The organism is Sphingopyxis sp. EG6 (genome assembly GCF_003609815.1).
Lineage (GTDB): Bacteria > Pseudomonadota > Alphaproteobacteria > Sphingomonadales > Sphingomonadaceae > Sphingopyxis.
Window position 1 is genome coordinate 1,248,804 of the sequence record NZ_AP017603.1, and the last position, 15,174, is coordinate 1,263,977.

16 protein-coding genes are annotated in these 15,174 nt (G+C 64.6%); 13 read left to right on the forward strand and 3 right to left on the reverse strand.

The annotated features are described in order from the left end of the window. Positions 1-4 precede the first annotated feature (4 nt). The 4 genes from SPYCW_RS06145 to SPYCW_RS06160 all read left to right on the forward strand — a co-directional run bounded on the left by SPYCW_RS06145 (position 5) and on the right by SPYCW_RS06160 (position 4,082). Positions 5-901, forward strand: coding sequence for an oxidoreductase (locus SPYCW_RS06145; RefSeq protein ID WP_120216054.1), 897 nt, complete (start codon positions 5-7; stop codon positions 899-901). A 344-nt stretch (positions 902-1,245) separates the two neighbouring features. Then, on the forward strand, positions 1,246-2,385 hold the full coding sequence (locus tag SPYCW_RS06150) for a site-specific DNA-methyltransferase (RefSeq protein ID WP_120216055.1): 1,140 nt from the start codon (positions 1,246-1,248) through the stop codon (positions 2,383-2,385). A 99-nt stretch (positions 2,386-2,484) separates the two neighbouring features. After that, a complete protein-coding gene (gene folP, locus SPYCW_RS06155; protein ID WP_120216056.1) occupies positions 2,485-3,615 on the forward strand; it encodes a dihydropteroate synthase in 1,131 nt (376 codons plus the stop codon). An 86-nt stretch (positions 3,616-3,701) separates the two neighbouring features. After that, entirely contained in the window at positions 3,702-4,082 is a 381-nt protein-coding gene (locus tag SPYCW_RS06160) for a baeRF12 domain-containing protein (RefSeq protein WP_120216057.1), read from the forward strand. 56 nt (positions 4,083-4,138) lie between these two features. Here the strand turns inward: SPYCW_RS06160 and SPYCW_RS06165 are convergent, their stop codons facing one another. Next, positions 4,139-4,855, reverse strand: coding sequence for an SDR family NAD(P)-dependent oxidoreductase (locus SPYCW_RS06165; RefSeq protein WP_120216058.1), 717 nt, complete (start codon positions 4,853-4,855; stop codon positions 4,139-4,141). Between the two features lie 18 nt (positions 4,856-4,873). Next, positions 4,874-6,307 (reverse strand): sigma-54-dependent transcriptional regulator, encoded by a 1,434-nt coding sequence (locus SPYCW_RS06170; protein WP_120216059.1) that lies wholly within the window; start codon positions 6,305-6,307, stop codon positions 4,874-4,876. A gap of 237 nt (positions 6,308-6,544) precedes the next feature. On the opposite strand from SPYCW_RS06170, the gene SPYCW_RS06175 reads away from it, so the two are divergent. The 7 genes from SPYCW_RS06175 (at position 6,545) to SPYCW_RS06205 (ending at position 12,144) form a co-directional block, all read left to right on the forward strand. After that, a complete protein-coding gene (locus tag SPYCW_RS06175) occupies positions 6,545-6,664 on the forward strand; it encodes an aa3-type cytochrome c oxidase subunit IV (protein WP_120216060.1) in 120 nt (39 codons plus the stop codon). A 10-nt stretch (positions 6,665-6,674) separates the two neighbouring features. Beyond that, positions 6,675-7,796, forward strand: coding sequence for an NAD(P) transhydrogenase subunit alpha (locus tag SPYCW_RS06180; protein WP_120216061.1), 1,122 nt, complete (start codon positions 6,675-6,677; stop codon positions 7,794-7,796). Between the two features lie 106 nt (positions 7,797-7,902). Further along, positions 7,903-8,571 (forward strand): fasciclin domain-containing protein, encoded by a 669-nt coding sequence (locus SPYCW_RS06185; protein ID WP_120216062.1) that lies wholly within the window; start codon positions 7,903-7,905, stop codon positions 8,569-8,571. Positions 8,572-8,594: 23 nt separating this feature from the next. Continuing rightward, a complete protein-coding gene (locus SPYCW_RS06190) occupies positions 8,595-9,215 on the forward strand; it encodes a fasciclin domain-containing protein (protein ID WP_120216063.1) in 621 nt (206 codons plus the stop codon). 338 nt (positions 9,216-9,553) lie between these two features. Beyond that, positions 9,554-9,835, forward strand: coding sequence for a proton-translocating transhydrogenase family protein (locus SPYCW_RS06195; RefSeq protein ID WP_088441687.1), 282 nt, complete (start codon positions 9,554-9,556; stop codon positions 9,833-9,835). A 1-nt stretch (position 9,836) separates the two neighbouring features. Next, complete coding sequence (locus SPYCW_RS06200) at positions 9,837-11,336, forward strand: NAD(P)(+) transhydrogenase (Re/Si-specific) subunit beta (RefSeq protein WP_120216064.1); 1,500 nt, start codon at positions 9,837-9,839, stop codon at positions 11,334-11,336. Between the two features lie 109 nt (positions 11,337-11,445). After that, the gene (locus SPYCW_RS06205) at positions 11,446-12,144 is read left to right on the forward strand and encodes an aspartate/glutamate racemase family protein (RefSeq protein ID WP_120216065.1); all 699 of its coding nucleotides are present in this window, start codon (positions 11,446-11,448) and stop codon (positions 12,142-12,144) included. Between the two features lie 149 nt (positions 12,145-12,293). Here SPYCW_RS06205 and SPYCW_RS06210 read toward each other — a convergent pair whose 3' ends face one another. Then, positions 12,294-12,689: a DUF2147 domain-containing protein gene (locus SPYCW_RS06210; RefSeq protein WP_120216066.1), complete on the reverse strand. Its 396-nt coding sequence runs from the start codon at positions 12,687-12,689 to the stop codon at positions 12,294-12,296. Between the two features lie 118 nt (positions 12,690-12,807). Here SPYCW_RS06210 and SPYCW_RS06215 point away from each other — a divergent pair, with 118 nt between their 5' ends. Continuing rightward, complete coding sequence (locus SPYCW_RS06215; protein WP_120216067.1) at positions 12,808-14,019, forward strand: parallel beta-helix domain-containing protein; 1,212 nt, start codon at positions 12,808-12,810, stop codon at positions 14,017-14,019. Further along, positions 14,016-15,053: an SO2930 family diheme c-type cytochrome gene (locus SPYCW_RS06220; RefSeq protein WP_120216068.1), complete on the forward strand. Its 1,038-nt coding sequence runs from the start codon at positions 14,016-14,018 to the stop codon at positions 15,051-15,053. Before SPYCW_RS06215 ends, SPYCW_RS06220 begins: the two co-directional genes overlap by 4 nt. Positions 15,054-15,174 lie beyond the last annotated feature (121 nt).

The following is a 15,174-nucleotide window of genomic DNA, read 5'->3' on the forward strand; positions in this document are numbered from 1 at the left end:
GGCGATGAGCAGAGGATTTTCGGCCGACGATGTCGGCATGCAAACGGGACGCCGCGTGCTTGTCACCGGTGCCAATGCCGGAATCGGGTTCGAGGTCACGAAAGTCCTCGCTGCCCGCGGCGCGCATGTCGTGCTTGCCTGCCGCGATGAAGCCAAGGCCGAGGTGGCGATGAACCGCATCTGGGCCGACGTCCCGCAAGCCGAGCTGTCGTTCCAGCCGCTCGATCTTGCCGACATCGATCAGGTCAGGGAGGCGGCGAGGGCGGTGCTGGCGGGGCCGCGCATCGACGTGCTGGTGAACAACGCCGGGGTGATGATCCCGCCGCGGACGCTGACGAAACAGGGTTATGAGCTGCAATTCGGGGTCAATCACCTGGGCACCTTCGCCTTCACCGGGCTGGTCCACCCCCATGTCGACGACCGGATCGTGATCACCGGGAGCATCGCGCACAAGAGCGGCACGATGGATTACAGCGACCTGTCGGCGTCGCGCAGCTATCATAATTGGGCCCGCTACCAGATGAGCAAGCTCGCAAACCTGCTCCATATGTTCGAACTCGACCGTCGGCTGAGCGCGGCGGGCCGCGCGACGCAGGCGATCGGATGCCACCCCGGGGTCGCACTGACCGAGCTCACGCGGCACCTGCCGCTGCCGCTGCGCACACTGACCCCGCTCGCCGGCCCCTTTTTCAACAGCGCCGCGCAGGGGGCTTGGCCCACCTTGCAGGCAGCGACGGGCGCGCATGTGCAGGGCGGCGATTATCTGGGGCCGCAGGGGCTGGGCGAGGTGACGGGGCGATCGGGTCCGGCGCGCGCGACGCGCGACGCGCGCGACCCGAAGCTGGCGCGCGAATTGTGGCAGCGGTCGATCGAATTGACCGGGGTCGATCCGGGGATTTGATAATCCTCCCTGCCGCGAAGCGGTGGGGAGGGGCACCGTTCGCGAAGCGAATGGTGGAGGGCAACGACGCCGCGCCAATGCCCCTCCGTCAGCCCTGCGGGCTGCCACCTCTCCATGGCTGCGCCACAGGGCGGATTGAAATTATTTTCGCGGGTGAGTCTTGATCGCCACACCACCACCCGTTGAGTCCCCGAGTCGCGGCCGACTCCATATGCTGTGTCAGACTCGTTTCGTTCTCATCCCGTTAACCACTTAGTCACGCGGAATCCCTAGGATTCTGCGCTTGACGGCGGACTCCGCCGGACTCATCAGGGGCTTCTTTCGGATCTTCGCGGGGGCAGAACATGGGTGTAATGGAACGGGTGAAGACCCCGGCGGTGAAGCAGCGGGCGGCGAAGATTGCGCCCGCCCAGCTGCCGCTCGACAGCATCCTGCAGGGCGATTGCATCGAAATGATGCGCTCGCTGCCCGCGGCGTCGATCGACATGATCTTTGCCGATCCGCCGTACAACCTCCAGCTTGGCGGTGACCTTCATCGTCCCGACGGCAGTCAGGTCGATGCGGTAAATGACGAATGGGACAAGTTCGACAGCCTCGCGACCTATGACCGCTTTACCCATGCCTGGCTGAAGGAAGCGAAGCGCATCCTGAAACCCAACGGCAGCATCTGGGTGATCGGCAGCTACCACAATATTTTCCGCGTCGGCGCGGCGCTGCAGGACCGCGGTTACTGGATCCTCAACGATGTCGTGTGGCGCAAGGCGAACCCGATGCCCAATTTCAAGGGTACGCGCTTCACCAACGCGCACGAGACCTTGATCTGGGCGTCGATGGGCGAGAAGGCGAAATATACCTTCAACTATCGCGCGATGAAGACGCTGAACGATGAATTGCAGATGCGCAGCGACTGGCTGATCCCGATCTGTGCGGGGCAGGAGCGGCTGAAAAAGGGCGGGCACAAGGTCCACCCGACGCAGAAACCCGAAGCCTTGCTGTATCGTGTGCTTCTCGCCTGTTCGAACCCCGGTGACGTGATCCTCGATCCGTTTTTCGGGACCGGGACCACCGGGGCGGTCGCCAAGCGGCTTGGCCGTCATTTCATCGGCATCGAGCGCGAGGATGACTATATCGCCGCGGCGAAGGAGCGCATCGAAATGGCGCTGCCGCTCGACGAAAGCGCGGTGAAGACGATGATGGCGCCGCAAGCGGCGACGCGCGTCGCGTTCGGCACGCTCGTCGAATGCGGCATGATCGCGCCGGGTACGCTGCTCACCGATACGAAACGCCGCTGGAAAGCAAAGGTGCGCGTCGACGGCAGCCTCGACTGCGAGGGCCAGCCCGCAGGATCGATCCACAAGGTCGGCGCGGGCGTGCAGGGCGCACCGAGCTGCAACGGCTGGACCTTCTGGCATGTCGACAATGGCAAGGAACTGCGCGTGATCGACGCGGTGCGGCAGGACTGGTTGCTGGCGAACGAGGCTTAATATTGCGTCGCCCCCCGCGAAGGCGGGGGCCGCTGGCAGGGTCGCGCACGGCCGACGACGGCCCCCGCCTTCGCGGGGGCGACGAAGTAGGGAATAGGCATGTTCCAACCGCTAACCAAACCCGACCTCGGTACCGCCTCCGCCAGCGCAAAACTCTATTGCCGCCCGACCTGCTTCGTCGACCGCCCGCACGAGCTCGACGACAATTGCCTCCGCATCGCCGACACGATGGTCTGGTTCGCGGCGTGGAACATCAGCCTGCGCGACGGCGCGCTTGTGAAATCGGCAATCGTGACCGTGGCCGAATGGGCTGACTGGTTTGCGGCGATGCCCGATACACTGGCCCAGGCAGCGGCCGCACAGCGCGCGGGCGTTGCTCGCCCGCGCGGCGCGCTCCAGCTCGGTGAACGGATGGTGCGGCTGAACGAGCCGCAGTTGATGGGCATCCTGAACGTCACCCCCGACAGTTTTTCGGACGGCGGGAAGCATGTCGATGAGGTCGCGGCGACCGATGCCGGCTTTGCGATGGCGTCGGCGGGGGCGGCGATTATCGACGTCGGCGGGGAATCGACGCGGCCCGGCGCGCCGCTGATCTGGGATGGCGACGAGATCAAGCGGATCGAAGATGTCGTGGCGGGGCTCGCGCGCGGCGGCGTCGCGGTGTCGATCGATACGCGCAAGGCTGCGGTGATGGAGGCGGCGCTGGCCGCCGGGGCGCGGATCGTCAACGATGTGTCGGCGCTGCGTTATGACGACCGCGCGATGGAGGTTGTGCTGGCCGCGGGCTGCCCGGTCGTGCTGATGCACGCGCCTTCGGCGAAAAGCGATCCGCATGCGGGCGGCGATTATGGGCACGTCCTGTTCGACGTGTACGACATGCTTGCCGAGCGCGTCGCCGCATGTGTCGCCGCCGGGGTCGATCCGGCGAAGATTATCGTCGATCCGGGGCTGGGTTTCGGCAAAGGCGTTGCCGACAATCTGGCGCTGATCAATGGGCTCGCGCTGTTCCACACGCTGGGCTGCCCGATCCTATTCGGGGCGAGCCGCAAACGCATGATCGGGGCATTGGATAATGAGGCACCCGCCGACCAGCGGCTCGGCGGCACCGTCGCGCTGCATTACCAGGCGGCGGCGCACGGCGCCCAGCTGCTGCGCGTCCATGACATTGCCGAGAACCGCCAGGCGCTGCGCATATGGCGCGGCCTGCGCGACGCTGCGCTCACGGGCTAAGGCGAGCCGAGGCAACCACGGCAAGTGCGCCGCGTATCCCTTGGGAAGGGCCGTCGTCCCGGCGCGCCCCCTCCAAGGAGAATCTCATGCAGCTTCCTCACGGTACCCACGTCGCTGTCGCCGATGGCAATCGCTTCGTCATGTTCCGCAACGATGGCGATGAGGCGGTCATCAATCTGGTCGATGCCGCCAGCCCAGAAGTCGAAACGACAAACCGCAGCGGCGCCAATCCGGAAGTACGCGATCTCGATGAGCGCGGCCATGCGGCGGGTGTGGCAGCATTGCTGAACAAGCAGGTGCTCGACAACGATATCGAAAAGCTGCTGATCATCGCCGACCCCAACACATTGGGGGTCATGCGCAGCCATTATCATAGCGAACTGGCAAAGCGGCTGGTGGGCGAACTGCCCAAGACGCTGACCAATGCCGATACCGCGGCAATCGAGAAAGCCATTACCGCGGCCTGAACATCGGTGGCGCGGTTGTGCCGATTGCCCGCCGTGAAGGTGGGATAGCCGCTTACCTACAGACTATAGCCGCCGTCGCTGGTCAGCACGCTGCCGGTGACGGTGGCGGCGGCATTCGACAACAGGAACAATATCTGCGCGGCGGTCTCGTCCGGAGTCGCATACCGACCGAGCGGCGTCGCCATTCTGGCCATCGCTGTCATGGCGGCCTCGCGCGATCCTTCGCTGGCGATCAGGTCGGTGAAAAACGGCATATCGTCCCAGATCGGTGTATCGACCCCGCCCGGTGCAATCGCGTTGACACGGATGCCGTGCGGCGCGCCTTCCTTGGCGGCCACTTTGGTTAGCTGGATCAACGCGGCCTTGGACGCGCCATAGGCGCCGGTGCCAGGTTCGGCCTTGATGCCCGAGATTGATGCGGTGGTGACGATCGCGCCGCCGCGCCCATGCGCAGTCATCGCGCGCATCGCGGCCTGCAAGCTCAGCATCGCGCCGTCTAGGTTGACAGCCAGCAACCGCCGCCACGCCTGAAAATCGATATCGATGATCGGGGCGGCATCGCTGATCCCGGCATTGATCACTGCGAGATCGACTGCCGCAAGGCTGTCGGCGCTTTTGAGCCACAAATCGGCGTCGGCGACATCGTCGCCGCGGCTGCGATCGATGCCGATCACGGTGGCGCCTGCGGCGCGCAAGGCGTTGGCGACTGCAAGACCAATACCCGAGGCGTCGCCGGTCACGAGCGCGGTTCTACCGGAAAAATCGAAAGTCATGGCCGCGACGTAATGCCGTCAGGCGGCGGTGTCGATCCCGAGATCGCTGAGCTTGCGATACAATGTCGAGCGGCCAATCCCCAGTCGCCGCGCGACTTCGCTCATCCGGCCGCGGTAGTGACCGATCGCCAGACGGATGACATCGGCCTCGATTTCCTCGAGCGGGCGCAAATTGCCGTCGGGCAGGTAGAGGGTGACGCCGATCGCTTCGCCATTGATCGCAATCTCGCCTTCGCCGGTCGGGCTGCCGCCGCCCAGCGTCGCCTCGATGGCGCGGAAGTCGGCGCTGGTCAGCACGTCGGTCTTGCTGCCGACCGCGGCGCGGAACAGCACGTCCTGCAACTGGCGGACATTGCCCGGCCAGGCATAGGCGGCGAGCAGGCGGAGTGCGTCGTCGGTCACCCCGATCGGCCCCATGCCCGGCAACCCGCCGATGCGGGCGAGCAGATGGCGCGCGAGCGGGCCGACGTCGCCGCGGCGTTCGGAAAGCGAGGGCAGGGTGAATTGCGCACTCGACAGCGCGTAATACAGGTCTTCGCGGAAATGCCCCGCCTCGATCAGCTTTTCCAGCGGGCTGGTGCTGGTCGCGATGATGCGGACATCGACGCTCTGGCGGATCGTGCCGCCGATCATCTGCACTTCGCCGCTGCTCAGAAACTCGACGAGCTTGGCCTGCGTTTCGAGCGGGATACATTCGACATGATCGATGATGAGGCTGCCGCCGTCGGCTTGGACGAGCCGCCCGACCTGACGGTCGAAGGCACCGGCAAAGGCGCCGCGTTCATGCCCGAACAAGCCCGATCCGATCAGCCCCGGCGAGACCGCCGAACAATCGACCATCACCAGCGCACCGCGGGCGCGTGGGGACGCGTTGTGGATCGCGCGGGCAAAGACTTCCTTGCCGGTACCCGGGCGGCCGTTGATCATCACCGGGACGCGCGCGCGCGCGGCTTTCGCGGCGATGGCGAGCGCGCTGCGGAAGTTCGGGCTCGACCCGATGATCTCGTCAAAAGCGAGCGGGGCGCGAAGCTTTTCGGTCAGCGGGCGCAGCTCGCCCTGCGGGCCGCTGGTCGACACCACGCGATCGAGCGCTTCGAGCAGGCGGTCGGGCGCGATCGGTTTCTGAACAAAGTCGCTGGCCCCGGCGCGCATCGCGCCGACCGCAACCTCGACCCCGTTACGCATGGTGATGACAATCAGGGGAAGGGCGGGCCGCCACCGGCGCAGTTCGGCGACGAATTCGGCGATTTCCATGCCGGGCGCACCCTGATCGACGAGCACTGCGTCGAGCGCCATGCCTTCCTGGGTGCCAAGCTTGGCGAGCGCGGTGTCGGTGTCCGCCGCAACAACGCTGCGCCAGCCGCCGCGCGATACCAGCGCCGCCAGAAAGCGTTGCTGCGCCGGCTCGCTGTCGACGATCATCACTGTTCGCGTATCGCGCGTGGTTGCCATCGTTTTCGAATCCGCCCTTGTTCGGCGCTGTCGTGCCGATTTCTCCGCTTGAACGCTGTGATGTACGCCACACGGGTAAAGGGGCGATTAAGGCCGTTCGGCTTTTGCGGCGCGGCGCGCGGGCCAAAGCGCGCTTGAGCATCTGCGGCAGCGTGGCTAAGACCGGCGCGAAGGCCGATTCTGGGCCGGGCGCCTGGCGCCTGTGCGCGGAAACTGGCGACTGAAGGGGAAAGAGCCATGGCGGAACAGGAAATGAAGGCGGCAACCGAAACCTATTCGGGTTTCCTCAGCCTGCTGAAAGTCGGATCGATCATCACCGCGATCGTGACGGTTTTTGTCGTCCTGATCATTTCCTGATCGGGTTGGCATGCGCATCGCCGTCCTGAAGGAGCTCGCCCCCGGCGAGACCCGCGTCGCCGCGACCCCTGAAACCGTGAAGAAATTCATTGGCTTGGGCGCCGAAGTTGCCGTTGAATCGGGGGCGGGTGAGGCCGCGTCGGTCGCCGACGCCGACTATAGCGCCGCGGGCGCCAGCGTCGCCTGCCGCGCCGACGTGCTGAAGGGCGCCAACATCATTCTGGCGATCCAGGGGCCGGATCCGAAGGGGTTGAGCGGCTTTGCCGACGGTGCCTGGCTTGCCGCCGGCCTGAACCCGTTCGGCGAGCGCGCGCGCGTTGATGAGTATGCGAAGCTCGGTCTCGAAGCGCTGGCGATGGAATTCATGCCGCGCATCACGCGCGCGCAGTCGATGGACATATTGTCGAGCCAGGCCAATCTTGCCGGTTACAAGGCGGTGCTGATGGCAGCAAATGCCTATGGCCGCGCCTTTCCGATGATGATGACCGCCGCGGGCACGGTGAGCGCTGCCAAGGCGTTCGTGATGGGCGTCGGCGTCGCGGGCTTGCAGGCGATCGCTACCGCCCGCCGTCTGGGTGCGCAGGTCAGCGCCACCGACGTGCGCGCCGCGACCAAGGAACAGATCCTCAGCCTCGGCGCCAAGCCGATCTTCGTCGAAAGCGTCGCGGGGATCGAGGGCGAGGGCGCGGGCGGCTATGCCACCGAAATGTCCGACGAATATAAGGCGGCACAGGCGGAACTGGTGTCGTCGCATATCGCCAAGCAGGATATCGTCATTACCACCGCGCTGATCCCGGGGCGCCCCGCGCCGCGGCTGATTTCGGACGCGCAGCTCGCGACGATGCGCACCGGCAGCGTAATCGTCGACATGGCGGCCGAAAGCGGCGGCAATGTCGAAGGGTCGGTGCCCGGCGAAGCCAAGCGCATCCACGGCGTAACCGTGATCGGCGCGAGCAATATCGCCGCACTGATGCCCGCCGACACCAGCGCGCTATTCAGCCGCAACCTGTTCAACTTCCTGTCGGCCTTTTGGGACAAGGAAGCGGGCAAGCCCGTGCTCGACGAAGAGATCGGCAATGCGATCCGCCTGACGCAGGGCGGCAAGGTCGTGAACGAGCGGCTTTTGGCGTAGCACTAGCGCAAAAAAAGCCCGATTTCGGCCTTTTCCTGCAACTTTCGCCGGTTAGGATGCGTTCAGGGTGTGAAACCCTGTCCTTTCAACAACCGGAGATTGATCGATGTTGCGTGCGAAGTTTTTTGCCGTTCCCCTGTTTGCGCTGACTGCGGCGATGCTGGTCGCCCCGGCGCACGCCCGCGCCGCCGACGAGGCGGCAGAGGCGACGACCGCCGAGGCCGAAGCCGCGGCGGGCGCGATGGTCGATAGCTGGAACATCGTCCAGAACGCAACGAAGTCGCCCGAACATACGACGCTGGTCAAGGCGCTCACCGCCGCTGGATTGACCGACACGCTGTCGGGTACCGGCCCGTTCACCGTGTTTGCGCCGACCGATCAGGCCTTTGCCGCGGTGCCGCAGTCGATGACGGCTTATCTGATGGATCCGGGCAACAAGGCGGCGCTGGCCCAAGTGCTGACCTATCATGTCGTGCCGGGCGCGATCAGCTCGACCGATCTTTATGCCAAGATCAAGGCGGGCGGTGGCAAGGCGACGCTGACCACCGTCGAAGGGCAGCCGCTGACCTTCACCGAGGTTTCGGGCAACATCAAGGTCGACGGCACCCAGGGCAGCAGCGGCTATGTGACGCAGGCCGACGTGGCGCAGTCGAACGGGATGATCCACATCCTGAACGGCGTGCTGATCCCTGAAATCAAGCCCGCCGCCGCAGCCGAACCCGCTGCCGTGCCAGCCGATACGGCCCCTGCCGCGGAAGCCACGCCGGCAAGCTGATTGCTGAACCCAGAGGAGAGTTTATGAAACGCGCGACATTGTTGGCGGCGGTTGCCGCCGTCGGACTTGGCCTTGCCGGTTGCGGTGGCAAGAGCGAAACACCGACCGAAACGACCACCGTCGATGCCGGTGAAACGACCCCGGTCGAGACCGCGGGCGCCAACCCGACCGTCGGCGGCGCGGAGATGCTGCCGACCAAAAACATCGTTGAAAACGCATCGGCATCGCCGATTCACAAGACGCTGGTCGCCGCGGTAACGCAGGCTGGTTTGGTCGAGACGCTGTCAGGCGCAGGCCCGTTCACCGTCTTTGCGCCGACCGATGCCGCCTTCTCGCAAGTCGCCCCGGTGACGCGGGACGGCTGGATGCGTCCGGCGCAGAAGGAAGTGCTGGCGGGCGTGCTGAAATATCATGTCGTACCGGGCAAGCTGACTGCGGCCGATCTGGCGGCGCAAATTACCGCCGGTGGCGGAAAGGCGGTCCTCAAGACCGCTGACGGCCAGGATCTGACGGCGACCAAGTCGGGCGACGCCATCATCCTGACCAGCGCCAGCGGGAACAAGGCGGCGGTTACGCAGGCCGACGTCGGCCAGTCGAACGGCGTGATCCATGTTGTCGACGCGGTGCTCGTGCCCAAGATGTAATCAAAGCTGATCCTCCCCCTTCATGGGGGAGGCAGCGAGACTTGGCGGCTTGCCGCCTAGTCGCAGGGGAGGGGGTGTGTTCTCGGCCTCAGATGATGGTCTAAGGACGCACCCTCACCCGCATCCAACTCCGCCTAATCGCTTCGCGATAAGGCGCCGTATCCTCCCCCCATCAAGGGGGAAGGTATTTTTGCGCCCGCGACATTTAATTTCGCAATTGGCCCGCATTTCTCATCATTGAGAGATGGGGGCCTTTCTTTTTGGCCGCTTTGGAGTCGACACGCTCCGCAGGGCGCGGCAAGAGGTGCGCGAAACGGAATCAGCAGGGGAGCGAGCCCGTGGATTTTATCGCGATTTTTTCGATTTTCATCCTGGCGTGCTTCGTCGGCTATTTCGTCGTGTGGTCGGTGACGCCGGCGCTGCACACGCCGCTGATGAGCGTGACCAACGCGATTTCGTCGGTGATCATCGTCGGGGCGCTGATCGCCAGCGCTGCCGCGGGTTCGGCCTCGTCGAAATGGCTCGGGCTGGCGGCGGTCGTCATGGCGAGCATCAACATTTTCGGCGGCTTTGCCGTCACCGCGCGTATGTTGGCGATGTACAAGAAGAAGGAGCGCTGAGATGGAAATCCAGTCGATCCTTGCGGCCGCGGCGGACGGCCATGGCGCGGTAAACCCCTGGGCCGCCATCGCCTATCTCGTTGCGGGCGTGCTTTTTATCCTCTCGCTGCGCGGGCTGTCGAGCCCGGCGACGGCGCAAAGCGGCAACCGCTTTGGCATGATCGGCATGACCATCGCGGTGGTCACGACGCTGCTGACGCATATGCCGATGAAATTTGGCGACGCGACCAACAGCTATACCGGGGTCGACCCGGTCGGGCTGATCGAGATTCTGGCGGCGATCGGCATCGGCGCCGTCATTGGTATCGTTATGGCACGCCGGATCGCGATGACCGCGATGCCGCAGCTGGTTGCGGCCTTCCACAGTCTCGTCGGCCTCGCCGCGGTCGCGGTGGCAGCGGCGGCCTATCTCAATCCGCAAGCTTTCGGGATCGCCGACGCGGCGGGTCAGATTTTCACCGTCAGCCGCATCGAAATGGGGCTGGGTATCGCGATCGGCGCGATCACCTTTTCGGGATCGGTCATCGCCTTCCTCAAGCTTAACGGCAATATGTCGGGTTCGCCGATCATGCTGCCGGGGCGGCACATCATCAACCTCGGCACGCTGGCCGCGATTATCGGGCTCGTTGCCTATTTCACCTTTGACCAGTCGCCTTGGGTATTCTGGACCGTCACCGGGCTCAGCTTTGCGATCGGCTTCCTCTTGATCATCCCGATTGGCGGCGCCGACATGCCCGTCGTCGTGTCGATGCTCAACAGCTACTCGGGCTGGGCCGCGGCGGCGATGGGCTTCACCCTCGGCAACACCGCGATGATCATCACCGGCGCGCTGGTCGGATCGTCGGGTGCCATCCTGTCGTACATCATGTGCCGCGCGATGAACCGCAGCTTCATCAGCGTGATCGCGGGCGGTTTCGGTGCCGAGGCCGCGGCGAGCGGCGGCGGATCGAAGGAACAGCGTCCGTGGAAACCGGGCAGCGCTGACGACGCCGCGTTCCTGATGAGCCAGGCCGACACCGTCATCATCGTCCCCGGTTACGGCATGGCGGTCGCGCAGGCGCAGCATGCGCTGCGCGAAATGGGCGACCTGCTCAAGAAAGAGGGCGTGACGGTCAAATATGCGATCCATCCGGTCGCGGGGCGCATGCCCGGCCATATGAATGTGCTGCTGGCGGAAGCGAACGTCCCCTATGACGAGGTGTTCGAGCTGGAGGACATCAACGGCGAGTTCGCGCAGGCCGATGTCGCCTTCGTCATCGGCGCCAACGACGTCACCAACCCGTCGGCAAAGACCGACAAGACGTCGCCGATCTATGGCATGCCGGTGCTCGACGTCGAAAAGGCCAAGACCGTGCTGTTCGTGAAGCGATCGATGGGCGGGGTCGGCTATGCCGGGGTCGACAATGATGTCTTCTATATGGACCAGACGATGATGCTGCTCGGCGATGCCAAGAAGATGACGGATGACATCGTCAAGGCGCTGAACGGCGGCGGGCATTGAGTTATACGTCGCCCCCGCGAAGGCGGGGGCCGCTATCGGCCTTGCATAAGGTTGCCAGCGGCCCCTGCTTTCGCGGGGGCGACGATTTTAAAGAGGACTGAATATCCAAATGCGTAAAATCGGCCTGATCGGCGGCATGAGTTGGGCATCGACCGAGCTCTATTACCGCCATCTCAACAAGGGAGTGCAAAAGCGCCTCGGTACCGCCTGTTCCGCGCCGATTCTGCTCGAAAGCCTGAATTATTGCGACCTGTCGCGGCTGACGACGCCCGAGCAATGGGCGCATGCGAAAGAGGTGCTCATCGCGTCGGCGCAGCGGCTGGAAACCGCGGGCGCGACCGCGCTGATGATCGCGGCCAATTCGATGCACAAGGTGGCCGATGAGGTTGCCGCGGCAATTTCGATCCCGCTCATCCATATCGTCGACGAAACCGGCGAGAAGATGAAGGCCGACGGGATCAAGGCCGCGGCAGTGATCGGCACGCGCAATGTGATGACCGAAGCCTGGTTCCGCCAGCGCCTTGTCCGCCACGGCCTGACGCTCGCGCCCTATGACGCGAGCCGCGCCGACGAGATCGACCGGATCATTTACGAAGAGCTGATGCAGGGCAAGGCGAACGAAGCTTCGCGGCGCACGATGAAAACCTTCATCACCGACATCGCCAAGCAGGACATCCAGGCGATCGTGCTGGCGTGCACCGAGTTGGTGATGCTGGTCGACCCCGACGCCAATGTGCTGCCGATCTACGACACGACGCGCATTCACGTCGCGGCGGGGGTCGACTGGATACTGGGGGATGAAGGCTAGTTAAGTCCTCCCTGTGGCGAAGCCATGGGGAGGGGGACCGTCCCCGCGAAAGCGGGGAAGGTGGAGGGGCGGCGACGTTGCGCTAAAGCCCCTCCGTCAGCGCTTCGCGTTGCCACCTCCCCATCGCTGCGCGACAGGGAGGATTTGGGTCAGCTCATCTTCGTCCACGTCACCGTGCGGCAAAACAGGCTGACGCAGCCTTTCATCGTCAGCTTGCTGCCCTTCACGCGCAGATGCGCCTTGTAATATCGCCCGTCCTCGGGGCTGTAGCCTTCGCCTTTCCAGCCATCGCCGTGCGGGACCAGATCCCAATAGATTTGCAGCCCGGTGATCTGACGACCGCGCTTGGCCTTGTCGGGATTACGTTCGTCAAGCTGGCCGCCCGCGGGCTGTTTGACGAGGATGCGTTCGATGCGTCCGCACATCTTGTTGCCGCACGCCGCCAGCACGACGACGCCTTTGCCATCGTCGGTTTTCCAGCGTCCCGCGATCGGCGCGGGCGCGGCGGCCATCGAGGGCACGGCAATGAGCGCGACCAGCGCCAATGAAATTCTCTTAAGCAAAGCGACCTCTCCCCGGTTTTTTAGCTACACGCATGTCAGCAACCCGCTTGGCATCCGTCAAGTCTTGCCGCATGTTCTCCCAAAATCAGGGGAGAGAGCGATGCGATTCAACGGCTTTCACGCGGCGGCGCTGGGCGTATTGGCGGTGCTTGGCGCCAGTCCGGCGACCGCCAAGACGATCAGCGTCAGCGCGACAACGCCCGACGCCAATGAAAAGCTGCAAGAGGCGCTGATTCTGGCCGAGCCCGGCGATATCGTCCAGCTGGGCGCGGGGGTGTGGACGCTGACCGATGGCCTGTCGCTCGACGTCGCCGGGGTCACCGTGCGCGGCGCCGGAGCGGGCGAGGGCGGATCGATCCTCGACTTTACCGGCCAGCAGGGCGCGGGCGAGGGGTTGCTCGTCACGAGCGACGATGTGCTGCTGACCAATTTCGCGGTGCTCAACACCAAGGGTGATGGAATCAAATCGAAGGGCGCCGACCGTATCGTCTATCACCAGCTGCGCGTCGAATGGACCGCGGGGCCGAAGGAAACCAACGGCGCCTATGGCATTTACCCCGTCGAAAGCACCGACGTGCTGGTCGACAGCGTCTATGTGCGCGGGGCATCGGACGCGGGCATCTATGTCGGCCAATCGAAAAATATCATCGTCCGCGATTCGATCGCGACCGAGAATGTCGCGGGGATCGAGATCGAGAACAGCTATAACGCCGACGTCCACGACAATATCGCGACCAAGAACACCGGCGGTATCCTGGTGTTCGACCTGCCCAGCCTGCCGATGCAGGGCGGCCATAATGTCCGCGTGTTCGAAAATATCGTCAACGACAACAGCACGCCGAACTTCGCGCCGAAGGGCAATATCGTCGCCAGCGTGCCGACCGGCACCGGGGTGTTGGTGATGGCCAATCGCAATGTCGAGATTTTCGACAATGTGTTCGCCGACAACGGCACCGCCAATGTGATGATCGTCGGCTATCGCTACGAGCATAAGGATCCGAACTACCAGCCGCTGCCGCGCGACATCGTCGTGCGCGGCAATCAGCATGGCAAGGCTGGTTATGCGCCGAAGTTTCCTGGTGGTGACATGATCGCGGCGGCGATGGGCGGCGCGATCCCGCCCGTGCTGTGGGACGGGGCGGGCGATGCGGTCGTGCTGGACAAGGTCGGCGTGCTGTCGCTGAACTTGCCCGACGTGAAGACGCCGCAGAGCGAAGCCAAACCTGCGCCCGCCGACCTGTCGAAGGGGACGCCCCCCGCCGCGCTGCCAGCGATCACCCTGCCGGAAAGCATGGAGGCCAAGGTCAAGTGAAGCGCATATTGGCCGCGCTTGCTGCGACGCTGCTATGCGCAAGCGGCGGCGCGGCCTTTGCGCCACCCGGGGTCGACCAGGCGGTGGTCGAGAGCGATGCGATGCCGCCAAAGCTGTCGGCCTTCGGGTTGTTCCGCGGCAATGATCCAGGGCGGCCATCGGCCGGCATCGCCTACACACTCCGCGCGCCGCTGTTCAGCGATTATACCGAGAAGCACCGCTTCATCGCGATCCCGGCAGGCAAGAAGGCCAGGGTCGGGAGCGATGGAGTCATCGACTTTCCGGTCGGCACGGTGCTCGTCAAAAGCTTCGGCTGGAACGACGTGGGCGGCGGACGCCCAATAGAGACGCGCCTGTTGATCCACCGTGCTTCGGGCTGGGTCGCGCTGCCCTATATTTGGGATGCCGATGGCAAGGATGCGACGCTCGCGCTGGGTGGGCGGAGGGTGCCGGTGACGTTCAGCTCGCCCGACGGCGAGACGCACAGCATCCGCTATGCGGTGCCGAACAAGAACCAGTGCAAGGAATGCCACAGCCTGAATGGCGAGATCGTGCCGATTGGGCCAAATGCGCGCAATTTCATCCTCGATCCCGCCGCCTCCGATGCCGTGCGCAGTCGCTATTTCGAAAACCCGGCGGCGCTCAAGCCGACCATGCCGATATGGGACGACCCCGAGGCGGGCAGCGTCGCGGACCGTGCGCGCGCCTATCTCGACGTCAATTGCGCGCATTGCCACAATCCGGCGGGCAGCGCGTCGAACAGCGGGCTGTTCCTGCGCTGGACCGACGATCCGACCGGCGTGAACTATGGCATCGGCAAGCGCCCGACCGCGGCGGGGCGCGGCAGCGGCGGGATGGACTTCGCGATCGCGCCGGGCGACCCCGCGCATAGTTTCATGATCTATCGCCTCGAAAGCACCGACCCCGGCATCGCGATGCCCGAGGTCGGGCGATCGACCGTGCATAAGGAGGGCGCCGCATTGCTGCGGCAGTGGATTGCGGAAATGCCGAAAGGTGGGCAGAAGGCGCTCTAAAGGTCGCGTCCCATTTCCGTTTGCCCCGAGCTTGTCGAAGGGCCGTTCTTTCTTTGCGGCGTCAAAAGGCAGAACGGTGCTTCGACAAGCTCAGCACGAACGGCGTTGGATCGGCTCAAAA